This window comes from Plantactinospora sp. WMMC1484 (assembly GCF_049315195.1).
In the GTDB taxonomy this organism is placed as follows: Bacteria; Actinomycetota; Actinomycetes; order Mycobacteriales; family Micromonosporaceae; genus Plantactinospora.
In genome coordinates, this window is the sequence record NZ_CP186055.1 from 6,035,183 (window position 1) to 6,059,263 (window position 24,081).

Annotated in this window: 18 protein-coding genes; 3 read left to right on the top strand and 15 right to left on the bottom strand. The window is 73.4% G+C overall.

Annotated elements, in window-relative coordinates; all coding sequences use genetic code 11:
* Positions 1–4: 4 nt before the first annotated feature.
* The 14 genes from ACN28C_RS26045 to ACN28C_RS26110 form a co-directional block, all read right to left on the bottom strand.
* Complete coding sequence (locus tag ACN28C_RS26045; RefSeq protein ID WP_422770158.1) at positions 5–268, bottom strand: acyl carrier protein; 264 nt, start codon at positions 266–268, stop codon at positions 5–7.
* Entirely contained in the window at positions 261–1,673 is a 1,413-nt protein-coding gene (locus tag ACN28C_RS26050) for an acetyl-CoA carboxylase biotin carboxylase subunit (protein ID WP_422770159.1), read from the bottom strand. The genes ACN28C_RS26045 and ACN28C_RS26050 overlap by 8 nt, the downstream gene beginning before the upstream one ends.
* Positions 1,674–1,683: 10 nt before the next feature.
* Positions 1,684–2,346 carry an acetyl-CoA carboxylase biotin carboxyl carrier protein gene (locus tag ACN28C_RS26055; RefSeq protein WP_422770160.1) on the bottom strand — a complete coding sequence of 221 codons (663 nt, stop codon included), beginning with the start codon at positions 2,344–2,346 and terminating at the stop codon, positions 1,684–1,686.
* Complete coding sequence (gene accD / locus ACN28C_RS26060) at positions 2,339–4,132, bottom strand: acetyl-CoA carboxylase, carboxyltransferase subunit beta (RefSeq protein WP_422770161.1); 1,794 nt, start codon at positions 4,130–4,132, stop codon at positions 2,339–2,341. Before accD ends, ACN28C_RS26055 begins: the two co-directional genes overlap by 8 nt.
* Before the next feature lie 3 nt (positions 4,133–4,135).
* Positions 4,136–5,266 (bottom strand): beta-ketoacyl synthase N-terminal-like domain-containing protein, encoded by a 1,131-nt coding sequence (locus ACN28C_RS26065; protein ID WP_422770162.1) that lies wholly within the window; start codon positions 5,264–5,266, stop codon positions 4,136–4,138.
* 16 nt (positions 5,267–5,282) lie between these two features.
* The gene (locus tag ACN28C_RS26070) at positions 5,283–6,176 is read right to left on the bottom strand and encodes an SDR family oxidoreductase (protein ID WP_422770163.1); all 894 of its coding nucleotides are present in this window, start codon (positions 6,174–6,176) and stop codon (positions 5,283–5,285) included.
* Positions 6,170–7,183: a beta-ketoacyl synthase N-terminal-like domain-containing protein gene (locus tag ACN28C_RS26075; RefSeq protein ID WP_422770164.1), complete on the bottom strand. Its 1,014-nt coding sequence runs from the start codon at positions 7,181–7,183 to the stop codon at positions 6,170–6,172. The genes ACN28C_RS26070 and ACN28C_RS26075 overlap by 7 nt, the downstream gene beginning before the upstream one ends.
* Positions 7,180–8,343 carry a beta-ketoacyl-[acyl-carrier-protein] synthase family protein gene (locus ACN28C_RS26080; RefSeq protein ID WP_422770165.1) on the bottom strand — a complete coding sequence of 388 codons (1,164 nt, stop codon included), beginning with the start codon at positions 8,341–8,343 and terminating at the stop codon, positions 7,180–7,182. Before ACN28C_RS26080 ends, ACN28C_RS26075 begins: the two co-directional genes overlap by 4 nt.
* Positions 8,340–9,329, bottom strand: coding sequence for a thioesterase (locus ACN28C_RS26085; RefSeq protein ID WP_422770166.1), 990 nt, complete (start codon positions 9,327–9,329; stop codon positions 8,340–8,342). Before ACN28C_RS26085 ends, ACN28C_RS26080 begins: the two co-directional genes overlap by 4 nt.
* Positions 9,326–10,141 (bottom strand): alpha/beta fold hydrolase, encoded by an 816-nt coding sequence (locus tag ACN28C_RS26090; protein WP_422770167.1) that lies wholly within the window; start codon positions 10,139–10,141, stop codon positions 9,326–9,328. Before ACN28C_RS26090 ends, ACN28C_RS26085 begins: the two co-directional genes overlap by 4 nt.
* A gap of 116 nt (positions 10,142–10,257) precedes the next feature.
* The gene (locus ACN28C_RS26095) at positions 10,258–11,343 is read right to left on the bottom strand and encodes a beta-ketoacyl synthase N-terminal-like domain-containing protein (protein ID WP_422770168.1); all 1,086 of its coding nucleotides are present in this window, start codon (positions 11,341–11,343) and stop codon (positions 10,258–10,260) included.
* Positions 11,340–12,485 carry a beta-ketoacyl synthase N-terminal-like domain-containing protein gene (locus ACN28C_RS26100; protein ID WP_422770169.1) on the bottom strand — a complete coding sequence of 382 codons (1,146 nt, stop codon included), beginning with the start codon at positions 12,483–12,485 and terminating at the stop codon, positions 11,340–11,342. Before ACN28C_RS26100 ends, ACN28C_RS26095 begins: the two co-directional genes overlap by 4 nt.
* Positions 12,482–13,729, bottom strand: coding sequence for a beta-ketoacyl-[acyl-carrier-protein] synthase family protein (locus tag ACN28C_RS26105; protein WP_422770170.1), 1,248 nt, complete (start codon positions 13,727–13,729; stop codon positions 12,482–12,484). Before ACN28C_RS26105 ends, ACN28C_RS26100 begins: the two co-directional genes overlap by 4 nt.
* Positions 13,730–13,783: 54 nt before the next feature.
* Complete coding sequence (locus ACN28C_RS26110) at positions 13,784–14,050, bottom strand: acyl carrier protein (RefSeq protein WP_422770171.1); 267 nt, start codon at positions 14,048–14,050, stop codon at positions 13,784–13,786.
* A 251-nt stretch (positions 14,051–14,301) separates the two neighbouring features.
* Between ACN28C_RS26110 and ACN28C_RS26115 the strand changes: the two genes are divergently transcribed.
* The 3 genes from ACN28C_RS26115 (at position 14,302) to ACN28C_RS26125 (ending at position 22,664) form a co-directional block, all read left to right on the top strand.
* Complete coding sequence (locus ACN28C_RS26115; protein ID WP_422770172.1) at positions 14,302–14,907, top strand: histidine phosphatase family protein; 606 nt, start codon at positions 14,302–14,304, stop codon at positions 14,905–14,907.
* 122 nt (positions 14,908–15,029) lie between these two features.
* Positions 15,030–19,097 carry an ATP-dependent RNA helicase HrpA gene (gene hrpA / locus ACN28C_RS26120; protein WP_422770173.1) on the top strand — a complete coding sequence of 1,356 codons (4,068 nt, stop codon included), beginning with the start codon at positions 15,030–15,032 and terminating at the stop codon, positions 19,095–19,097.
* Between the two features lie 120 nt (positions 19,098–19,217).
* Positions 19,218–22,664, top strand: a complete 3,447-nt coding sequence (locus tag ACN28C_RS26125; RefSeq protein ID WP_422770174.1) for a ThuA domain-containing protein — start codon at positions 19,218–19,220, stop codon at positions 22,662–22,664.
* A 142-nt stretch (positions 22,665–22,806) separates the two neighbouring features.
* On the opposite strand, the gene ACN28C_RS26130 is transcribed toward ACN28C_RS26125, so the two are convergent.
* Entirely contained in the window at positions 22,807–24,000 is a 1,194-nt protein-coding gene (locus tag ACN28C_RS26130) for a cytochrome P450 family protein (RefSeq protein WP_422770175.1), read from the bottom strand.
* Between the last annotated feature and the right edge of the window lie 81 nt (positions 24,001–24,081).

A 24,081-nucleotide genomic window follows, 5' to 3' on the forward strand; every position in this document is an offset into this window, starting at 1 on the left:
AGCGTCACGACCCGGCCCGCAGCTTGCCGTCGAGGAGTTCGTAGGTGCTGTCCAGCGTGCTGACCGCGACCAGCTCGCTCTCCTCCATCTTCACGCCGTACCGCTTTTCCAGCCGGACGGTGATCTCCAGCGCCATCAGGGAGTCCACCTCCAGGTCGTTGACGAAGTGCGCGTCGTCGGTGACCTCGGCCAGGTCGACGTCGATGGTGTCGGCGATGAGCTGCCGCAGGTCTTCCCTGTCGAGCGTCGTGGTGATCTGGTCAGACATGGCTTTCCGTCCTCTCGGTGTGCATCTCGTGGTCTGTGCCGGCGCCGGCACCGCCGGCGACCGGCTCGGCGAGTACGGACTCGACGACGCCGAGCTGGTAGTCACCGGCGCGGAAACCGGGGTGGCGCAGCAGCCGGCGGTGGAAGCCGACGTTCGTGGTCACCCCCGCCGACCGGTACTCGGCGAGCGCCCGGTCCAGCCGGCGCAGCGCCTCCTCCCGGGTCGCGCCGTGCGTGACGACCTTGGCCAGCAGCGAGTCGTAGAACGGCGGTACGACGTAGCCGTCGTAGAGGTGGCTGTCCACCCGTACGCCGGGACCGGCCGGCATCCGCAGCCCGTGCACCCGGCCGGTCGAGCCGGCCCAGTCCCGGTCGACGTCCTCGGCGTTGATCCGCGCCTCGACCGCGTGCCCGTCGAACCGGACGTCGGCCTGGGTCAGGTCGAGCGGTTCCCCGGCGGCGATCCGGATCATCCAGGCGACGATGTCGAGCCCGGTGCGTACCTCGGTGATCGGGTGCTCGACCTGGAGCCGGGTGTTCATCTCCATGAAGTACGCCGCACCGTCCGGCGCGACCAGGAACTCGAAGGTGCCGGCGCTGACGTAGCCGATGTCCCGGGCCCCGGCCACCGCCGCCGCGCAGAGCCGCTCCCGCAGCTCCGGGTGCAGCGCCGGAGAGGGCGACTCCTCGACGAGCTTCTGGTGCCGGCGCTGGACCGAGCAGTCCCGCTCGCCGAGGTGCAGCACCGTGCCGTGCCCGTCGGCCAGCACCTGCACCTCGATGTGCCGGGCCGAGGGCAGGTAGCGCTCAAGGTAGACCCGGTCGTCACCGAAGATGGTCCGGGCGGCGGCGCGGGTCGTCTCGTACGCCAGCGGCAGGTCCGCGGCCCGGTGCACCACGGCGATGCCCCGGCCGCCACCGCCGGCCACCGACTTGACGATCAGCGGGAAGCCGATCTCGCCGGCCGCCGCCACCGCCTCGCCGAGGGAGTCGACGGTGCCGTCCGAGCCGGGCAACACCGGCACCCCGGCGGCGCGCATCGCCGACCGGGCCGCCACCTTGTCGCCCATCAGCGCGATGTGTTCGGCGGCCGGGCCGACGAAGGTGAGCCCGACGCCCCGGCAGGAGGCGGCGAAGACCGGGTCCTCGGAGAGGAAGCCGCAGCCCGGATGCACCGCGTCGGCGCCGGACTTGGCGGCGGCGTAGAGGATGGCCGGGATGTTGGTGTAGCTGCGGGCGACCGGTCCGGGCCCGATCTGGACCGCCTGGTCGGCGAGCTGCACCGCCAGACTCTCCCGGTCGGCGGAGGAGTGCACCAGCACGCTCTCCAGGCCGAGGTCGTGGCAGGCGCGGAGGATCCGGACGGCGATCTCGCCCCGGTTGCAGATGAGTACCCGGTTGACCATCTCCGGCACCTCAGCCCGGCTCGATGCTGAGCAGCGGCTGGTCGTACTCGACGACGTCGCCGTCGGTGGCGTGCACGGCCCGGACGATCCCGCCCCGGTCGGTGACGACCGGGTTCATCATCTTCATCGCCTCCACGATCGCGACCTGGTCACCGGCCTCGACCCGCTGACCGACCTCGGCGAAGGGCGGCTGGTCCGGGCCGGGGCAGCGGTAGAAGACCCCCATCAACGGCGCGGTCACCGCCACGGTGCCGCCCGGCGGAGCGGTCACGCCGGCAACAACACCCACCCGGTCAGTAGGAACGGTGGTACCGGGAACAGCGGCACCGGGAACGGTGGTACCGGGAACGGTGGTACCGGGAACAGCCGCACCGGGAACAGCCGCACCGGGAACAGCGGCACCGGGAACAGCCGCACCGGGAACAGCGGCACCGGTCTGCGGAGCCGGGCCCGGGTCGGCCCGCTCGACCTCGATCAGGACGTCGGCCACGGTCAGCCGGACCCGCCGGATCGCCGGGTCGCGGACCAGCTCCGCCACCTCGGCCGCGGCCCGTACCGCCGTGCGCAGCGCGGCGTCGGTGACCACCGGCGGTGTCTCGGCCCGGTCGACGGCCGGCGGCAGGGTGCCGTTGGGCGCCCGGAGGACGGCCGGCTCGGGGACGTGCTCAGACATGCGCGCCTTCCTTCCACGGTTCCGCCGCCGGCCGCCCGGCGGCGGCGCCCGGCGCCAGCACGCCGTAGCCGCGCAGCCGGCGGTAGCGGGCGGCGAGCAGTTCCTCGACCGGGACCCCGGCGAGCTGGCGCAACGACCGGGCCACGGCCTCGGCGACGAGCCCGGCGGCCCGCTCCGGGTCACCCGGCGGCTCCGACAGGATCTCGTCGACCACACCGAGCCGGCCGAGGTCCTCGGCACGCAGCCGTAGCACGCGGGCCGCCACCGGGGCCTGTCCGGCGTCGCCGAAGAGGATCGCGGCACAACCCTCCGGACTGATCACCGAGAAGATGCCGTTCTCCTGGATCAGCAGCCGGTCCGCCACCGCCAGCGCGAGCGCGCCACCGCTGCCGCCCTCGCCGGTGATCACCGCGACCACCGGGGTCCGCAGCCCCGCCGCCAGGGCGAGGGTCTCGGCGATCGCCCCGCTCTGGTTGCCCTCCTCCGCCGCCAGCCCCGGGTACGCCCCGGGGGTGTCCACCAGGGTCACCACCGGTACGCCCCAGCGCTGCGCCAGCTCGAAGAGCCGCATCACCTTGCGGTAGCCGGCCGGGTGCGGCATGCCGAAGTTGTTGGCGACGTTCTCCCGGGTGTCCCGCCCCTTGGCGTGCCCGACCACCACCACCGGTGCCCCGTCCAGCCGGGCCAGTCCGCCGACGATCGCGGAGTCGTCCCGCTCCCAGCGGTCGCCGTGCAGCTCGACGAAGTCGCCGAAGATCCGTTCGACGTGCTGCCGCACCGTCGGCCGGTCGGCGGCCCGGGCCCGGCCCACCGCCGTCCAGGCGTCCACCGATCCCGCTGTCCCCGCCGGCCGTGGCGGCCGTGGCGGCCGCACGTCGTGCCTGGAGCCGCGCGACCGCAGCCCGGCACCGCCGGGCGGGTGACCGACCGGATCCCCGACCGGCTGCCCCGGCGCGCCGCCGGCACCGGCCGCGACGCAGAACCCGACGAGCCGGCTCAGCACCCCGCGCAGTTCCGCCCGGCGTACCACCAGGTCGACGTGGCCGTGCTCGTGCAGGAAGCGGGCGGTCTGGAAGCCCGCCGGCAGCGGCTGCCGGATCGTCTGCTCGATCACTCTGGGGCCGGCGAAGCCGGCCCGGGTGCCCTCCTCGGCGACGATCACGTCACCGAGGCTGGCGAAGGAGGCCGCCACCCCGCCGTAGACCGGGTCGGTGAGGACGCTGAGATACGGCACCCCGGCGTCCCGGAGCAGCCGGATCGCGGCGGCGGTCTTCGCCATCTGCAGCAGGGAGAGCACCCCCTCCTGCATCCGGGCGCCGCCGGAGGCGCTGACCGCGACCAGCGGCACCCCGTGGTCGAGGGCGGTCTCGGCGGCCCGGGCGACCTTCTCGCCGACCACCGAGCCCATGCTGCCGCCGAGGAACGCGAAGTCGAGTACGACCAGGACGACCCGGTGCCCGCCGATCGTCGCCAGCCCCAGCACCGCGCCGTCGGCCCGGCCGGTCCTGGCCCGCGCCCGGGCCAGCCGTTGCGGGTACGGCATCCGGTCGGTGAACTCCAGCGGATCGGCGGCGGCGAGGTCGGCGTCGTGTTCGACGAAGCTGTCCGGGTCGACCAGCAGGGCGATCCGCTCGTCGGCGGGGAGCGGCAGGTGGTGGCCGCACTCCGGGCAGGTGTGCAGGGCCCGGGCCAGCCGGTCCCGGTGCAGCAACGCCGCACAGCGCGGGCACGGCCGCCAGACGCCGTCCGGTAGCCCGTTGATCAGGTCCAGTGTGGAGGCCGACACGGCTCAGCCCGCCGAACCGAGCAGGGTGCAGCCGACCTGGCCGTCCCGGTCCACCCCGGTCACCAGCGCGACGCCGTCGGGACGGACGGTGGCGGGCCCGGCGAGTTCGGCGAGGGCGGCGGCGAGCTGGAACGCCGACGACGCCGCGCTGGTGTCGCCGAGCAGGGCCCGGCAGCGCACCCGGGCCGGCCGGACCGGGCCGAGCACGTCGACCAGGGCGGCCTCCTCCTGCGCGCCGAGTTCACCACCGCTGTCGGAGGCGGCCAGCACGGTCACGTCGGCCGCGCGCAGGCCGGCGGCGGCGAGCACCTCGTCGACGCAGCGGGCCAGTGCGGTGCGTATCGCCGCCAGGTCGGTGAAGGCGGCGAACCGGGAGCCCCGGACCGCCGCCAGCGGCCGGCGCTGCTGCCGGAGCGCGTTCGCCCGCGACTCGAGCAGGAAGATCGCGCAGCCCTCGCCGAGCGGTCCCGCCAGCTCGACGACCGGTTCGGCGCCGGGACCGGACCGGGCGTGCCACTCCAGCCAGCCGCGCTGCACCGAGTACTCCTCGACGGCGCCGCAGAGGATCGGCTCGCCGTGGCCACAGCGGTGCAGCCGTGCGGCGTAGTTCAGCGCCAGCAGGCCGGTCAGCGCACCGCCCGCGATGGTGGTGTTCGGTCCCTTCAACCCATACCAGATCGCGCTCTGCCCGGCGGCCCGGTTCATCACCGTGTTCGGGAAGCGGGCCGGGTCGACGTGGAACGGCTTCGCCCCGGTCAGCGACTCCCGGGTGAAGTCCATGATGCTCTGCACGCTGCCGGAGCCGGTGCCGAGCACCAGGCCGAGCCGCTCCGGCTCGCCGAGCCGCTCCCGCCCGTACGCGTCCAGCAGCATCCCGACTGTGGCGATGGCGATCCCGGTGGCCCGGTCCATCGACCGGGTGCCCTTCTTGCCGAGCACCCCGGCGACGTCGAAGCCGGGGATCAGTCCGGCCCGGTCGTACGGTCCGGGCCAGGCCGCCCGGTCCAGCAGGGTGACCGCGCCGGTGCCGGCCCGCAGGCCGGCGGTGAACCGGTCGGCGCCGAGCCCGAACGCGGACGCGGTCGACCAGCCGGAGAGCACCAGTTCGTCCGCTGCGACAGTGGTGACGGTCATCTGCTTCTCCTCCCCCTCAGACCCGGGCAGCCACGGCGGCCGGCTCCGGCGCGGCGTCCGGCTCGGGCTCTTCCGGCGCGGTGGCCTCGGCGCGGCGCGGATTCCAGGCCGGGATCCCGGCGATGTTCTCGGCCCCGTCGACCCCGATCGTGTTGCCGGTGATCCAGGACGAGTCGGTACGGGAGAGCAGCAGGATCGCCTCGGCCACGTCCTCGGGCCGGGTCAGCCGGCCGTGCGGGTTGGTGGCGCTGGCCTGGGCGACGAACTCGGCGTGCTCCGGTATCCGCTCCAGGGCCGGCGTCACGGTCACCCCGGCGCAGAGCGCGTTCACCGCGACCCCGTACCGGGCCAGCTCGCAGGCGAGCTGCCGGACGTGGGACTCCAGCGCGCACTTGGCCGCCGAGACCGCGCCGTAGCTCGGCATCACCGAGCCGGCGCCGGAGCTGGTCATCGCGTACACCTTGGCGCCCCGCGGGAGCAGCTTCGCCGCCATCAGCTCCTGCACCCAGTAGACGAGGCTGTGCGCCATCACGTCGACGGTCATCTCCAGGTGCCGCTGGCCGAGGGTGCGGTCCCAGCCCGCCCGGGGCAGGTACGGCAGCAGCGACCCGAACGCCAGCGAGTGCAGGACGACGTGCAGCCCCCGCCCCCCGGTCAGCTCGGCGATCGTCGGCAGCAGGCCGGCCCGCGCCGACCGGCTGGCGGCGTTGACGTTGAAGAAGTGCGCCTGTACGCCGTACCCGCGCAGCTCCGCCTCCAGTGCCCTGGCCTCCGCGGCCCGCTCGCCCATGTCCAGGTGTACGCCGAGCACGTTGCCGCCCTCCCGGGCCAGTGCCAGCGCGGTCGCCCGCCCCATGCCGCTGGACGCGCCCAGCAGCAGACTCCAGGTGCCTTCCAGGGGAATCAGCATTCCGCGCTCCTTCTCGTCGATCCGGCCGTCCGCCAGATCCGGACCATCGCCACGTTTCCGGTGCCGGCCGCGGTGACCAGCAGGCTGTTCCCGTCACCGGCGCGCAGCCGCTCGGCCAGCCGGAGCATCGGGGCGAGGCTGCCGGCGGCCGGCGGGCCGGCGTCCCGGACCGGTCCGACAGCGGCCGGGACCGCCCCGGCCACCAGCTCGCTGACCGGCGAGTCGTCGAGCAGCGCGTACACCGGCACCTGCGCGGCGCCGAGTTCGCCCGCTGCCGCACGGATGGCGGCCACCGCCCGGCCCCGGGCCGCTCCGGTGTCCAATGCCGGTGGCAGCAGCAGGGTCCGGACGGCGCACCGGCCGTAGCCGGTGGCGCCGCGCGCCCGCGCCCGCGCCGGCGGTTCCAGCACCAGCACCACCGCGCCCTCCTCCGGTGCCGCCGCCTCCGGTGCCGGCACCGCCTGCTCCATCGCCCCGGCGAGCAGCAGGGCGGAGCGGCCGGCCGCGAAGGCCCGCGCCCCGACCTGTACGGCCTCCAGGCCGGCGACCAGCGGCGAGGTCAGGGTCAGGCTGATCCCGGTGAAGCCGTGCTCCATGGAGAGCCGGCTGGTCAGCACGTTGACCGCGCCGAAGGGTGCGGTGACCGGGCTCAGCTCGCCGGCGTGCTCGGCGATGACGGTGCGGTCCTGCTCGTCGTGCAGCGCCGCCACCCCGTTGTTGGTGCCGACAACCACGCCCCGGCCCTGCCCGGCGGCGCCGTCGGGGCGGCCGGTCTGGTCGCCGGGGCGGCCGGCCGGGTCGCCGGGGCGGCCGGCCGGGTCGCCGAGGCAGCCGGTCGCGTCGTCGAGCGCCTGCCTGCCGGCCACCAGCAGGTACTGGCACGCCGCCGGCAGGTACTTGTAGCCGCGCCGGCCGAGCTGGCTGCGGACGTCGAACCAGGCACCCCCGGCGGCCGGCCGTTCCGGTGGCGCGCAAACCCCGATCCCGGTGACCACGACGTCGTTCATCCGCCGGCCCCCGCGAGCACCAGCGAGACGTTGTTGCCGCCGAAGGCGTAGCCGTTGACCATGACCCGGTCGGATTCGAGCGGGGTGGGCAGGCCCTGCGGCAGCCAGACCCGGCACTCCGGGTCCTGCTCGGCGATCGGCACGTTCGGCGGGACGGCGCGGTGCCGCAGGATCAGTGCCGCGGCCACCGCCGCGACCGCCGCCGCCGCGCCGCCGGTGTGCCCGATCAGCGCCTTGAGGCTGTAGAGCGGCACACCGGCACCGAGTACCTCGTGGAGGGCGCGGCTCTCCACCACGTCGTTGAGCTGGGTGCCGGTGCCGTGCGGCAGGACACAGCCGACCGGCCCGGCGCCGCTGCCGTCCAGCGCGGCACGCATCGCCCGGACGATCTGGGTTCCCTGCGGCTCCGGCGCGGTCAGGTGGTAGGCGTCGCAGGTCCAGCCGGAGCCCTCGACCAGCGCGTGTACCGTCGCGCCCCGGGCCCGGGCGTGCGCCTCCGACTCCACGACCAGGGCGCCGGCGGCCTCGCCGAACGACGTACCCCGGCGGTGCAGGTCGAAGGGGCGGCACCGGAGCGGGTCGACCGCGCCCATCCGGTTGAAGCAGGCCAGCATCACCCGGCTGTACGCGTCCGCGCCGACCGCGAGCACCACGTCCGCCTCGCCGGAGCGGACCAGGTCGGCGGCGGCGCCGAGGGCGAAGCCACCGGCCGCGCAGGCGTTGCTGATCGTCGTCGTGACGCTCAGCGGCCCGAGCCGGTCGGCCACCTCGGAGGTCACGCCGAGCGCCGAGGTGAACCGGGCGGCCGGCTTGCCGCCGTCGGCCCGCCACTGCTCGTGCAGGCCGGAGTCGCCCATGCAGGTGCCGAGGGCCAGCCCGGTCCGGGCCCCGGCCAGGCCGCCCGGCGGCAGTCCGGCGTCGGTGACCGCCTCGTCCACCGCCGCCAGCGCCAGCCGGCTCGTCCGGGCCAGCGCCCGCGACTCGGCCGGCAGGTCGGCGTCGGAGACCACCTGCACCGCCGGGGTGTCCATGTTGGCGTACGGGTCCGGCACGGCGGCCGGGTCGGTGACCGGTGCCGCCATCATCGCGTCCCACAGCGCGCGCGTACCGCTGCCGTGACAGGTGACGACACCGAGGCCGGTGATGGCGACGCCGGTCATCGGGGTGTCTTCGGGGCGACCGGCGCCCCCTCCAGCGCACCGGCGAGGCGGTCGTCGAAGTCCACCAGGCTCCAGTCGCGGCGGTTGCCGATCACCGCGTACCCGTGGGTGATCTTTCCGGTCGCGGTCGGCACCAGGATGCCGTCGCGCAGCACGTAGCAGTCCATCCGCGCGGTGTAGGTGAGCCGCTTGAAGACGTGCTCGACGGTGAAGACGGTGTAGAGCTCCTCCTCCATCCGCGCCTCGTCCAGCAGGGTGATCCGGGAGTGCGGCACCACCGGGATCCAGTCCTGCTCGTCCAGGAGCGTCTTGATCGAGACGCCCCGGTCGGCCAGGAAGAGGTCCACGACCTCCTCCATCTGGCGCAGGTAGCCGGACATCTGCATCCGCTCCGTGAAGTGGCAGTAGAAGTACGGGATCCGCCACTTCCAGGCGTACGCGTTGCGGCCGGCGGTGAGCGCGGCCAGCACGTCGCCCCCGGGCGCGGCACCGGCGGCGGCCGGCCGGGTCACCTTGACCGGTGCCTGTCCCAGCCGCGCCACCGCGTACGGGGCCAGCTCGTCCGGCACCGGCTGCGCCGGGTGGCCGTGCGGGTCGAGGCGCAGCTCCACCCGGACCTTGGCGGAGACCGCCTTGACCGGGGGTGCGCCGTCGACCGCGATCTCGACCGCGAAGGCGAGCGCGTCGCCGGGCAGCGGCCGGACCTCGGCGGTGGCCTCGTCGTCGATGTGGAAGGCGTGGGTGATCCGGCTGTCGATGTCGACGACGTCGACGCAGAGGCCGTGTCGCTCGTAGAGCCCGCCGGGGGCGAAGCCACGCTGCCGCAGGTGGTCGAGGACTGCCTCCTCCACCAGGTAGTTGACGTGCTTGAAGCCGATCCAGGTGCAGATGTTGGACCCCTCGTACCGGGGCCGAAGCCGCACCCGGGTCACCCCGTCGCCGGTCGGGACGGTGGCGGGACGGGGTGCCAGGGTCGTCGAGTTCACGTGCGCTCCAGGTGTGTGTCGAGGATCTGTTCCGGCGCCGTGTCGGCGGCCGACAGCGGGCGGGCGAAGTCCGCCACCAGGGCGGCGAACCGGTCGGGGTGCTCGACCATCGCGAAGTGACCGCAGTCGGCGAGCAGGGCGTACCGGCCGTCCGGTGCCGCCTCGGCGAGCGCCCGCCCGTCACCGGGCCGGGCGGCGAAGTCACCGTCGCCGGCGACCACCAGCAGCGGCAGCGCCAGGTCGGCGACGGGCAGGAACGGGGTACGCAGGTATGCGTCGAAGAAGCGCATCCAGCCGTACGGGCCGATCCGCTCCCGGACCCGGCACCCCATTGCCGCGCGGATCTCGGCAGGCAGCCCGGCCGGGGCGCTGACCCGGATCCCCTCTTCGAGGATCCGGTGGAAGTCGTTGAGGTAGTAGTCGATCGCGGCCCAGTCGAAGTCGCCGGTGCCGGGCCGGTAGAACGGGGAGACCAGCACCACCGCCCGGGGCAGCGGCACCGTGGGCGCGGCCGGTGCCATCGCCGGCCGGACGCTCTCCGGGCCGGTCGCCGCCCCGGCCCGGCCCAGCAACTCCAGCAGCATGCTGGCGGCGAACGAGTGCGCGACGACCAGGTCGGCACCGCCCGGCACGGCGGCCAGGGCCCGCGCCGCCGGGCCGGTGGTGTCCGCGTGGTGACTCCAGCCACTGTCACCGGTGCTCGCCCAGGGCAGCTCGGCGTCCCACAGCTCAAGCCACGCCGGCGCCCGGGACTCGAAGCGGTCCCAGATGGCCCGGCTGCTGCCGAGGCCGTGCAGCAGCAGGGTGCGCACCGGCCGGGTTCCCGTACCTGGCCGGCGGCACCGGACCGGTACGCCGGGCCGGACGGGTGTCGCCGACGCCACTGCCGGGCCCACCCGTGCGCCCGCGCGCGGCGGTGCGAACATGCTCATCGTCGGCTCCCGGCGGTGAGCAGCAGCGCCGCCGCCGCGTCCGAGCCGCCGCCGTTGGTACCGTCGCCGTTGACCTCGGCGTCGGCGCCGGCCAGCACGGCGCCCCGATCGTGCCCGGTGAGCCAGGCGGTGCCGGCGACACACTGAAGCACGCCCAGCGCGCCGGAGCAGTGCCCGTGGTAGGTCGTCAGGTCGTAACTGGTCTGCACGGCCGTCCCGGTCGGCTCACCGGGACCCGAGCCGAACCAGACGTCCACCGGGCGCGGGTCGCTCCGCCGGACCGCCGCCACCGCCGCCGGCCGGTCCGCCCTGCGGGCGTACGGGCCGAGGGTGGCGAGCGCCTCGACGCCCCGGTCCCGGGCCGCCGCCGCCGACTCCAGCACCAGCGCCGCCGCACCGTCGAAGAGCCGCAGGTCGCTCTCGCTGTCGATGTGGCTACCACCGTCGGCGCGGCTACCACCGTCGATGTGGCTACCACCGTCGATGTGGCTACCACCGTCGGCGTGGCTGCCGGGAGTGCTCTCGCGGCCGCCGGTGACCAGGTGCCGGACCGGCGCGTTGGCCGGTTCCACCCCGACCACCAGCACCCGCCGCACCCGGCCGGCACGCACCAGCAGCCGGCCCCAGTCGACCGCGTCCAGCCCGGAGGTCGACCCGTTGCAGAGGGTCAGGTTCGCGCCGCGCAGTCGGAACCAGATCGCCAGCCAGGAGGCGATCACGTTGCTGGCGGTCGCCGGCAGCGCCATCGGGCTGAGCCCGGCGTACGTCTCCCTGGCGATCGTCGACACCGTGTCGCAGATCGTGTCGACGTTGCCGTAGTTGGAACTGACCACCACGCCGACGCTCTCGCTCGGCACGGTCAGGCCCGGGTCGGCGAGCAGGCCGGCGTCGGCCAGCGCGTCCCGGCCGGCGCAGAGGGCGAGCCGGGTGGCCCGGTCCTTGTACCGCAGCCCCTTGCCGGTGAGCCGGCGGGCCGGATCGTCCCCGTCACCGGCGACCGGGGTACGCCGGAGCAGGTCGTCGGGGCCGGCGATCCCGGAGACCGCCACGCCCACCCCGCTGACCACCACGTCGACGGTCATGAGGTCACCTTCTCCACGATCGCGACGGCGTTGAGGCCGCCGAAGCCGAAGGAGTCCACCTGAGCCACCCGCATGGCGGCCAGCTCGGCGTGTCCGCGTACCAGTCGGAAGCCCTCGACCTCGTCGATCGGGTTGTCCAGGCCGAGGATCGGCGGCACCACCCCGCAGCGCAGCGCCTCGACCGCCACGACCAGGCTGTGCAACCCGGAGGCACCGGCGGTGTGCCCGGTCATCGACTTGATCGCGGTCATGTACGGCGTCGGCGCGACCCCGGAGAAGACCTCCCGGACGGCCTGCGCCTCCGCCTCGTCGTTGAGCGCCGTCCCGGTGCCGTGCAGCATCAGCAGGTCGACGTCGGCCGGCTCCACCCCGGCCCGACGGTGCGCCTCCCGGGTGACGAGCGCGATGCTCTTCGCGTCCGGCGCGGACGGGTGGTAGGCGTCGCAGTTCATCGCCACGCCCCGGACCCGGGCGTGCCGGTGTCCCTCGCCCGGCCCGTCCGCCTCGCGGCGCAACACGACGGCGACCGCGCCCTCGCCCTGGAGCATCCCCCGGCGGTCCCGGTCGAAGGGGCGCACCCGCTCCGGCGCCTCCGGGTAGCAGCGATCGAGCAACCCGTAGGTGCTCTCGGTGATGGTGTCCACCCCGGCCACCACCACGGTGTCGGCGGCGCCGACGTCGAGCAGGTCCATGCCGAGCCCGAGGGTGTAGAGGGAGGCGGAGCAGGCGTTGGCCACGGTGTGTGTGTTCGTCGCCCCGAACCGCGTCCGCAGCGCGGTGCCGAAGTGCAGGTCGCGTACGTCGAACGGCACCCCGTCGCGCCAGCTCAGCTCGACCGAGCGCAGCTCGCGCAGGGTGGTGCCGACCAGCACCGGGATGTGTCCGAGATCGTCGTCCATGCCGGCGTCCCGCAGCGCGGCGCCGACCGCCTGCTCCAGCCACCGGCTGGCCCGCAGGGTGGTGTCCCGGCCCGGCGCCGGCCGGTCGTCGATCTCATACGCGTGCTGCGCCCGGTAGCGGCTGCGGTCGAAGCCGCGCAGCTCGGCCAGCCCGCTGTAGCCGGCGCAGAGCGAGTCGAAGAACTCGACGGTGGTGGCGCCGATGCTGGCCACCGCGCCCATCCCCACCACCAGCGCGGTCACGGTGCCACCTCGTCGTAGCGGCCGAGGATCAGCACGGCGTTGTTGCCGCCGAAGGCGAGCGCGTTGTTCTGCACCACTCGCAGCACGGCCTCCTGCGCCACGTTCGGTACGCAGTCGAGCCCGCATTCGGGGTCGGTTTCGACGTGGTTGACGGTCGGCGGGATGAACCCGTGTGTGATGGCGAGGGCGCAGGCCGCCGAGGCCAGGGCGCTGGCCGCCCCCATGGTGTGGCCGATCATCCCCTTGATCGAGACGGTACGCGGCGGCCGCTGCCCGAAGACCTGCCGGATCGCTCCGGCCTCGGTCACGTCGTTGGCCTTGGTGCCGGTGCCGTGCGCCGAGATGAAGTCGATGTCGCCCGGCTTCACCCCGGCGTTGCGGTGGGCCAGCTCGATGCAGCGGGCGATGCTGTTCTGGTCCGGCGCCACCGGGTGGTACGCGTCGCAGTTGAGCCCGTATCCGAGCACCTCCGCGTAGATCCGCGCGCCCCGGGCCCGGGCCGAGTCGAGGCTCTCCATCAGCAGGATTCCGGCGCCCTCGCCGGTCAGGATGCCCTTGCGGTTGCGGTCGAACGGCTGGCACGCCTCCGGGGCGATGGTGCCGAGCCGGTAGAAGCCGGTGAAGGTCTTCCGGCAGAGCGCGTCGGCGCCACCGCAGAGGGCGACCTCGACGTCGCCGGAGCGGATGGCGTCGAAGCCGTAGCCGACCGCATAGTTGCCGGCCGCGCAGGCGGTCGGGATCGTCACCGTCTCGACGTCGGTCAGCCCGAGTTCGGCGACGATGCTGGCGGAAAGCCGGCCGGCGGGGATCCGCCGGGCCACGACCGGGTCGAGGTGTTCGGCTCCGCTGGCCACCTGCACCCCGACGAGCTGGTCGAGGTCGTGGGACTCGCCGTCGGTGGTGCCGACCGACACCAGCGCGCGGCGGGACCGCAGCGCCTCGACCGGCATACCCGCGTCCGCGACCGCCATCCCGGCGGCGGCGGCCGAGAGCTGGCTCGCCCGGCCGAGCTGCGCCGGGTCGACGCGGTGCAGCCAGCGGGCCGGCTCGAAGTCGCTGATCTCGCACCCGTTGGCATGCGCGAACCCGGTCGTGTCGAACGCGGTGATCGGCTTGACCCCGCTCCGACCGGCCCGCAGCCCGGCGAGGAACTTCTCGACCCCGATGCCGATGCTGGTCACCACGCCGAGCCCGGTGACGACCACCCGGCGGGGCGATCTGGCATCGCCTGGCAGAACGCTCATCATCGCGCCTCACTCACCTCTGGTCTCCGACCGACTCCGCCCTCCGCGCCGCGCTCAGCCGTTCTGCGCCTCGGCGATGACCGCGTAAACGCCCGCCAGGTTCACCATTCGGCTCAGTTCCGCCTGGTCGATGGTGACGTGCAGACTCCGTTCGAGTGCGGCGAGAATTTCGATGGCCAGCAGCGAGTCGGCACCGTGGTCCTCTTTGAAGAGACTGGTCTCGGTGACCTCGCCGGCATCGATTTCCAGAATTTCGCAGACGATCTCCTTGACCTGCCCGCGGTCGATGTCGGTGCTGGTCGTCGGGGTCGTGCTGGTCATGTCGCCTCCAGGAACGGATCGGAAGAGTAGAATCTCGATGGCTACCCGCGCCGGTGGCGGGATGCGCCTCATTGCCCGATACCGTTTGCCGGTCGGCCGTCTGGCAGCACCATCGGATCGCGGTACTGTCCCGAGTCTGTGAGCCGCGACTATATTTCTCCTATATGGTGGCCGGCCCTCCGCCATATCGGGGGCGACCGGCCGTTTCCACCGGCACGATCACCAGCAGGCGGGGAAGGCAGGGTGTGGCCGTGGCGGTCGACATCGTCTACGAGACGCACGCGACGACCACCGACAACGAGGCCGGACTGGCCACCGGCTGGCAGCCCGGCCGGCTCTCCGACCGTGGTCGGGCTGCCGCCCGGGAGTTGGGTGAGCGGCGTCACACCGACAGGCTGGCCGCCGTCTTCTGCTCCGACCTGGCCCGCGCGGTCGAGACCGTCGAGATCGCCTTTCCGGCCCGGAAGCTGCCGGTGCACCGCGACACCCGGTTGCGCGAGTGCGACTACGGCGAGCTGACCGGCCACCCGGTGGCGGAGCTGGCCGCGCTGCGCCTCCGGCACCTGGACGAGCCCTTTCCGGGCGGGCAGAGCTACCGGCAGGTGGTGGAGCAGACCCGCGGCTTCCTCCGCGACCTCGCCGCCGCCTGGGACGGCTGCCGGGTGCTGGTCGTGGCGCACTCGGCGAACCGGTGGGCCCTCGACCACCTACTGCGCGGGATCCCCCTCGCCGACCTGCTCGGCGCGCCGTTCGAGTGGCGCCCGGGCTGGTCGTACCGGCTGCCGTCGCGCTGGGGCGCCGACCGCCCCCCGCCGGCCCGGCTGCAACCCGGGCAGCCGGCACCGGAGCACCGGTAGCGCCTCCCGGCGAGACGGCCGAGACGGTTGGTGACCGGGTGCCGGAGTACCGGCAGCCGGGGCCGCGCCGTCGGTAACTCACGGGCGGTCGCCGGCCGGGCCTGCCTATCCTTGGCGACGACATGCACACTCCACCGCCCGCCCCTGCCGTGCCCGCCGCCGACCTTCCCGCGCTCCGGGCCCGGCTGCCGGAGCTGATGTTCCGCGACCAGCGCCGGATCCGGCGCCGGATGGAGGGCCTACCCAAGATCCGCGACGCCGGTCGGCGGCAGGCGGCGACCGCCGAGATCGCCGCCGAGATCGGTACGGCCGAGGAGCGGCTCGCCCGGCGCCGGGCCGCCGTGCCGGTGATCACCTATCCGGCCGGGTTGCCGGTGAGCGAGCGCAGGGACGACCTGCTCGCCGCGATCCGCGACCACCAGGTGGTGATCGTGGCCGGCGAGACCGGCTCCGGCAAGACGACCCAGCTGCCGAAGATCTGTCTGGAGCTGGGCCGGGGCGTGCAGGGGCTGATCGGGCACACCCAGCCTCGCCGGCTGGCCGCGCGTACGGTGGCGGACCGGATCGCCGACGAGCTCGGCACCGAGCTGGGCGGGGTGGTCGGCTACAAGGTCCGCTTCACCGACCAGGTCGGCGACGGGACGCTGGTCAAGCTGATGACCGACGGCATCCTCCTTGCCGAGCTGCAGCACGACCGGATGCTCCGGCAGTACGACACGCTGATCATCGACGAGGCGCACGAGCGCAGCCTCAATGTCGACTTCATCCTCGGGTACCTCCACCAGCTCCTCCCCCGCCGGCCCGATCTCAAGGTGGTCATCACCTCGGCGACCATCGAAACGGAGAGGTTCGCCCGGCACTTCGCCCTCGACGGGGAGCCGGCTCCGGTGCTGGAGGTCTCCGGGCGGACCTATCCGGTGGAGACCCGCTACCGGCCGCTGGTCGAGCTGGGCGACAGCGAGGACCCGGACGACGACGGCGAGACCGTGCGGGACCAGGTCCAGGCGATCGGCGACGCGGTGCAGGAGTTGGCCGCCGAGGGGCCCGGGGACATCCTGGTCTTCCTCAGCGGAGAGCGGGAGATCCGGGACACCGCCGACGCGTTGGGCAGACTCGTGCAGAACCGCCCGCTGCTGCGGGACACCGAGATCCTGCCGCTCTATGCCCGGCTCTCCGCCGCCGAGCAGCACCGGGTCTTCCAGCCGCACCGGGGCCGCCGGGTCGTGCTGGCCACCAACGTCGCGGAGACGTCGCTGACGGTGCCCGGCATCAAGTACGTCGTCGATCCCGGCACCGCCCGGATCTCCCGATACAGCCACCGGCTCAAGGTGCAGCGGCTGCCGATCGAGCCGGTCTCGCAGGCGTCGGCGAACCAGCGCAAGGGGCGCTGCGGGCGTACCTCGGACGGGATCTGCATCCGGCTCTACGACGAGCCGGACTTCCTCGGCCGGCCGGAGTTCACCGATCCGGAGATCCTGCGCACCAACCTCGCCTCGGTCATCCTGCAGATGACCGCGATCGGGTTGGGCGACATCGCCGCGTTCCCGTTCATCGATCCGCCGGACCGGCGCAACATCGCCGACGGGGTCAACCTGCTACGCGAGCTGGGTGCACTGGAGGGCGACGGCGGTGCGGAGCCGGGGCACCGGCTGACCCCGCTCGGCCGCCGGCTGGCGCAGCTTCCGGTCGATCCCCGGCTGGCCCGGATGGTGCTGGAGGGCGAACGGAACGGCTGCGCGGCCGAGGTGTCGGTGATCGCCGCAGCCCTCTCCATCCAGGATCCCCGGGAGCGCCCCGCCGACAAGCAGGCCCAGGCCGACCAGGCGCACGCCCGGTTCACCGACAAGGAGTCGGACTTCGCCGCGCTGCTGCAGCTGTGGCGATATCTCCAGGACCGGCAGCGGGAGCTCTCCTCCAGCGGATTCCGCCGGATGTGCAAGGCCGAATACCTCAACTACCTGCGGGTCCGGGAGTGGCAGGACATCCACGCCCAGCTCCGCCAGGTGCTGCGCACCACCGGCGGGCCCGGGAACGAGGGGGACCGGGGACGCGGCGGCCGGGCCGACGGCCGGGAGCGCGGCGGTGCCGGCGAGCAGCAGGCACGCGGCGGCCGGCCCGACGAGACCGACACCGGGATCGACAGCGACCGGATCCACCAGTCGCTCCTCGCCGGCCTGCTCTCGCACGTCGGCCTCAAGGACCCGCAGAAGCACGAGTACCTCGGTGCCCGGGGGGCCAAGTTCGCCCTCTTTCCCGGCTCGGCGCTGTTCCGCAAGCCGCCGCGCTGGGTGATGGCCGCCGAGCTGGTCGAGACCTCGCGGCTCTGGGGCCGGGTCGCCGCCCGGATCGAGCCGGAGTGGGTCGAGGCGCTCGCCCAGCACCTGGTGAAACGCAGCTACAGCGAGCCGCACTGGGAAAAGAAGCAGGCCGCGGTGCTGGCGTACGAGAAGGTCACCCTCTACGGTATCCCGCTGGTCAGCGGGCGGAAGGTGAACTTCGGCCGGATCGACCCGGCGTTGAGCCGGGAGCTTTTCATCCGGCACGCGCTGGTGGAGGGAGACTGGCAGACCCCGCACCGGTTCTTCCACCACAACCGGGCGTTGCTGGAGGAGGTCGAGGAGCTGGAGCACCGGGCCCGGCGCCGGGACATCCTGGTCGACGACGAGACCCTCTACGCCTTCTACGAGCAGCGGATCCCCGCCGAGGTGGTCTCCGGCCGGCACTTCGACTCCTGGTGGAAGAAGACCCGGCGGGACCGGCCCGACCTGCTCACCTTCGACCGGCAGATGCTGGTCAACGAGGGGCGGGGCGGCGTCGACGCGGCCGACTACCCCGACGAGTGGCACTCCGACGGGGTGGCGTTGCCGTTGACGTACCGGTTCGAGCCGGGGACCCCGACCGACGGGGTGACGGTGGACATCCCGCTGCCGATGCTCAACCAGGTCGACGCGGAGAGTTTCGACTGGCAGGTGCCGGGGCTGCGCGAGGAGCTGGTGGTGGCGCTGATCCGGTCGCTGCCGAAGGCCGTACGCCGAAACTTCGTCCCGGTGCCGGACTTCGCCCGGGCGGCGCTGGCGGCGATCACGCCCGGTCGGGAGCCGCTGCTCGACGCGTTGACCCGCGAGCTGCGCCGGATGACCGGAGTGACGGTCCCCCGGGACGCCTGGGACCTCGACCGGCTGCCGGCACACCTGCGCCCCACCTTCCGGGTGGTCGGCGAGGAGCGGCAGACCGTCGCCGAGGGCAAGGACCTGCCGGCGCTGCAACGCCAGCTCACCACCCAGGTACGCCGGATGGTGGCCGCCGCCGCGCCGGATGTCGAACGCTCCGGCCTGCGGGAGTGGAGCATCGGCACGTTGCCGCGCTCGATCGAGCAGGACCGGGCCGGCTACCTGGTCACCGCCTATCCGGCGCTGGTGGACGAGGGCGACAGTGTCGGCGTACGGGTCTTCGAGACCGAGGCCGAGCAGCGTCACCAGATGTGGGCCGGCACCCGCCGGCTGCTCCGGCTCACCCTCGGCTCGCCGCAGAAGTTCCTCTCCGGCCGGCTCTCCAACGAGGCGAAGCTGGCGCTGAGCCGCAACCCGCACCGCAGCGTGCCGGAGCTGCTCGACGACGTCGCCGACGCGGCGGTGGACAGGCTCGTCGCCGATGCCGGCGGACCGGCCTGGGACGCGGAGGGCTTCGCCGCGCTGCGCGACCGGGTCCGGGCCGGGCTGGTCGACACCACCGTCGAGGTCGTCGAGCGGGTCCGCCGGGTGCTGGCCGCCGCACACGCCATCGAGCAGCGGCTCACCCGCACCTCCGACCTGAGCCTGGTCGCCGCGCTGACCGACATCCGCGACCAGCTCTCCGCCCTGGTGCACCGGGGCTTCGTCACCGAGACCGGTTATGCCCGCCTGGCCGATCTGCCGCGCTATCTCGGCGCCGTCGAACGCCGCCTCGACCGGCTGTCCGGCAACCCGCAGCGCGACCGCGAGCAGCAGGCCCGGGTCGACCAGGTGCGACAGGAATACGAGCAGATGCTCGCCGCCCTGCCCCCGGCCCGCCGCGCGGACGACGCGGTCCGGCAGATCCGCTGGATGATCGAGGAGTTCCGGGTGAACGTCTTCGCCCAGGCGCTCGGTACGCCGTACCCGATCTCCGAGCAGCGGATCTACCGGGCGATGGACCTGGCCGAGGGACGCTGACCGGGAACGCACGAGATCAGGAAAGAAGATTGACTATTTCGAATAGGTTCCCGTAGGCTGGCCGGGTCGGCGGCGGTAAGCGCTTTCCATTTCCCGATTCCTGCGTCTCCGGGAGCGCCCATGCGACGCCACCGCACGACCACCCTCGCCCTGCTCGCGATCGTGACCCTGCTGCTCGGTACGGCCCCCGTCCCCGCCTCGGCCGCGCCCCGGTTCCGGGTCCTGGTCTTCTCCAAGACGACGAACTACTACCACGACTCGATCCCGGCCGGCATCGCCGCGATCGAACGGCTCGGTGCCGCGCACGACTTCGAGGTCGAGGCGACCACCGACGCCGGTGCCTTCACCGACGCCAACCTCGGCCGCTTCGACGCGCTGGTCTTCAACAACACCAACTCCACCCCCGAGTCCGGCGACCTGCTCGACGCGGCGCAGCGCAGCGCGTTGCAGAACTTCGTCCGGGCCGGCGGTGGCTGGGTCGGGCTGCACGCCGCCTCGGCCAGCGAACGCGACTGGGACTGGTACGCCGGCCTGGTCGGCACCATCTTCGACGTCCACCCCGACTTCTCCTCGACCGGCGGCACCTACCCGGGCCGGATCAAGGTGCTGGACGGCGCACATCCGTCCACAAGGGACCTGCCGGAGCTCTGGGAGCGCAACGAGGAGTGGTACAACTGGCGGACCAACCCGACCGGCCGGGTGCACACGCTCGCCCAGGTCAAGGTCCGGGACGGCATCCCCGGGCTGGACGAGGGGCACGACCACGCGTACTCCTGGTGCCAGGACTACGACGGCGGCCGCTCCTGGTTCACCGCCGGCGGGCACGCCGGTTCCGCCTTTGCCGAGCCGGCGTTCCTGGCCCACCTGCGCGGCGGCATCGAGTGGGCGGCCGGAGCCGTCCCCGGCGACTGCGGCGCCACCCGGACCGGCAACTTCCAGCGGGTGCCGCTGGTCACCGAGGACCTGGCCGACCCGTTCGAGCTGGCCGTGGCGCCGGACCGGCGGGTCTTCTACATCCAGCGGACCGGCGCGGTGAAGGTGATCGACCAGGAGACGCTGGGCGTCCGGACGCTGATCGACTTCGCCTACACGCCGGCCCAGACCAGCCAGTCCGACGGACTGCTCGGGATGACCCTGGACAACGACTTCGGCACCAACAACTGGATCTACCTGCTCTGGTCGGACAGGACCGCGAACCAGCTCAACCTGTCGCGGTTCACCGTCACCGGCGACACCATCGCGACGAGCAGCGAGAAGCGGCTGCTGACCATTCCGACCTACCGGGGCGAGGGGCGGGCCAACTCGCACATGGGCGGTTCGCTGGCGATGGACCGGCACGGCAACCTCTACGCCGGGATCGGCGACAACACCGACCCCTTCGAGTCCAGCGGCTACGCCCCGATCGACGAGCGGCCCGGCCGGCGGGCCTGGGACGCCCAGGCGACCGCCGGCAACACCAACGACCTGCGCGGCAAGATCCTGCGGATCACGCCCCGCCCCGACGGGACGTACGCGGTGCCCGCCGGCAACCTCTTCGCCTCCGGCACCGCCCGGACCCGGTCGGAGATCTACGCGATGGGGATGCGCAACCCGTTCCGGATCACCGTCGACCCGCTGACCGACGCGCTGCTGGTCGCCGACTACGGGCCGGACGCCCGGTCGGCCGACCCGAACCGGGGTCCGGAGGGGACGGTCGAGTTCAACCGGATCACCAGTGCCGGCAACTACGGCTGGCCGTACTGCACCGGCGACAACGTGCCGTTCAACGACTACAACTTCGCCACCTCCACCGCCGGGCCGAAGTTCACCTGCGGCGCCCTGGTCAACAACTCCCCCAACAACACCGGACTGACCACCCTGCCGGCGGCCCGCTCCGCACTGGTCTGGTACGCCTACTCGGCCTCGGCCCGCTTCCCGGAGCTGGGCACCGGGGGTGGCGGCCCGATGAGCGGCCCGGTCTACGACTACGATCCGGCGAACCCGAGGCCGACGAAGTTCCCGGAGTACTACGAGGGCAAGTGGATCGTCTACGAGCTGACCCGGCAGTGGTGGAAGACCCTCTCCGTGCACGGGACGGCGCAGACCTTCACCGACCCGAGATTCGGCCCGACCCGGGTCGGCGACCTCCAGTCGATCAACGGGATCTTCGGCGACATGAGCTGGATCCAGCCCTTCGAGGCCGAGTTCGGCCCGGACGGCTCCCTCTACGTGATCGACTTCGGGGTCGGCAGCGGCAGCGGCCGGGGCGGCAGCAACGAGGGCGCCGGGATCTACCGGATCGACTACGTGGCGAACGGCCGGCCGCCGGTGGCGAGGCTGGCCACGGATCGGGACAGTGGCCCGGCGCCGCTGACGGTCCGGTTCTCCAGCGCCGGCTCCACCTCCGGGGACGGCACCCCGATCGCGTACGCCTGGGACCTCGACGGCGACGGTGACACCGACTCGACGGCGGCGAACCCGACCCACACCTACCGGCAGCGGGGCCGCTTCACCGCCCGGCTGACGGTGAGCAGCGCCCGAGGGCTCAGCTCGGTGGCGACCGCACAGATCACGGTCGGCAACACCCGGCCGGCGGTGAACCTGAGCGTGCCGGACGGCGGATTCTTCGACTTCGGCGACCAGGTGCCGTACGCGGTGACGGTCACCGACCCGGAGGAGGGCACTGTCGACTGTGCCCGGGTGGTCACCCAGACCCAGCTCGGGCACGACAACCACAGCCATCCGCTGGACAACTACGTCGGCTGCACCGGCACCGTCGACACCGAGGCGAACGGCGGGGACGGGCACGGGCCGGGCCAGGACCTCTACACGGTGCTGACCGCCCAGTACACCGACGGCGGCGGCCCCGGCGGGGTGCCGGCGCTGGTCGGCTCGGTCCGGCACGAGTTGCAGGCCAAGAACAAGGAGGCCGAGCACTTCGACGGGGCCAGCGGCATCCAGGTGCTCGACCGGGCGACCGCCCGCGCCGGCCACCGGGTCGGCGACGTCGACCACGGCGAGTGGATCAGCTTCGCCCCGGTGAACCTGACCGGGATCGGCTCGGTCACCGCCGGGGTCAGCTCGGGCGGCCCCGGCGGCACCATCGAGTTCCGGGCCGGCTCGCCGACCGGGCAACTGCTCGGCACGCTGCCGGTCGGCAACACCGGCGGCTGGGACAACCTGGTCTCCCCCACGGTCAACCTGAGCAACCCGGGCGGGACCTTCCCGCTCTATCTGGTCTTCGTCAACCCGGCACAGTCGAACGGCACCCCGGACCTGCTCTCGCTGGACTGGCTACGCTTCAACGGGGCGGGCGTGAAGCGGGAGACCGGCGGCAGCGTCTCGGTCACCGCCACCCCGCAGGCCGGCTCCGCGCCGCTCCCGGTCGCCTTCACCGGTACGGCGAACGCGGCGCCCGGACGGACGATCACCGACCGGGCGTGGGACTTCGGTGACAACTCCCCGGTCGTGCACGGCGCCTCGGCGACGCACTCGTACGCCCGGCCGGGCAGCTACACGGCGCGGCTCACCGTCACCGACAACACCGGGGCGACGATGTCGAGCCACCTCACCGTCACGGTTCGCTGACCGGCAACCGGGGCACGATCGTCAGCCGCGCGGCTCGACCGGAGAAACGGTCAGCCGCGCGGCCTGGCCGGAAGGGCTGCTCAGCCGCGCGGCCCTGACCGGAAGGGCTGCTCAGCCGCGCGGCCCCGACCGGAAGGGCTGCTCAGCCGCGCGGCCTGACCGGGAGGGCCGTCAGGCCGCGCAGCAGCAGGCTGGAGCGCCAGCCGATCTCCTGCGGCGGCACCGCCAGGCGCATGTCGGGAAAGCGGCGGGCCAGCGCGCCGAAGGCGATCTGCCCCTCCAGCCGGGCCAGCGGCGCGCCGAGGCAGTAGTGGATGCCGTGCCCGAAGGCGAGGTTGGGGGTGGTCGGGCGGTCCAGGTCGAGCCGGTCCGGCTCGGCGAACCGGTCCGCGTCCCGATTCGCCGACAGCAGGGCCACCAGCACCAGGGCGCCCTGCGGGATCGTCTGGCCGCCGAGCTCGACCTGTGCCGTGGCGGTCCGGAACGAGGCGTTCTGCACCGGGCCCTCGTAGCGCAGCACCTCCTCGACCGTCCCCGGCAGCAGCTCCGGCTCGGCCACCACCCGGGCCCAGCGCTCCGGCTCGGCCAGCAGCACCAGCATCCCGTTGCCGATCAGGTTGACGGTGGTCTCGTGCCCGGCGATCAGGAACAGATAGACCATGCCGACGAGTTCGTCGTCGGTGAGCCGGTCGCCCTGCTCGTGCACCGCGATCAGTGCGGAGAGCAGGTCGTCGGCCGGCTGTTCGCGCTTGGCCACCAGCAGCTCACGGATGTAGCCGACGATCGCGGTCAGCGCGGGCGGCAGCCCGGCCGGGTTCATCTGTCCGGTGACGATCGCGTCGGTCCAGCCGCGGAAGTCGGCCTGGTCCTCGGCCGGCACTCCGAGCAGCTCGCAGATCACCTGGATCGGCAGCGGGAAGGCGAAGCGGTCGATCAGGTCCACCTGCTCGGCGTCGGCGATGTGGTCCAGCAACTCCTCGGCCAGCTCCTCGATCCGGGGGCGCAACGCGGCCACCCGACGGGCGGTGAAGGCGCCGGAGACCAGCCGCCGCAGCCGGGTGTGGTCGGGCGGGTTCAGCGCCAGCATGTGCCGGCCCACCGCCCGGGCCACGTCGTCCGGGATCATTCCCCGGTAGGTGAACCCGCCCGCCGAGGTGGCCTTGGCCAGCCGCGAGTCGCTCAGCGCCCGCTGGGCATCCGCGTAACGGGTCACCAACCAGGCGGTGACGCCGGTCGGCAGCGACACCTCCACCACCGGACTGTCCTGGCGCAACTCGGCGAGCAGCCGGTGCAGGTCCGCGGTGGACCCGTAGGGATTCGCAACGGTGCTCGACATCGCCTTCTCCCCCATCCGACGAGCAGACCCCTCCAACCTATCGCTGCGCCGACCCCGTCGCGGCGACGCCGACCTTTGCCA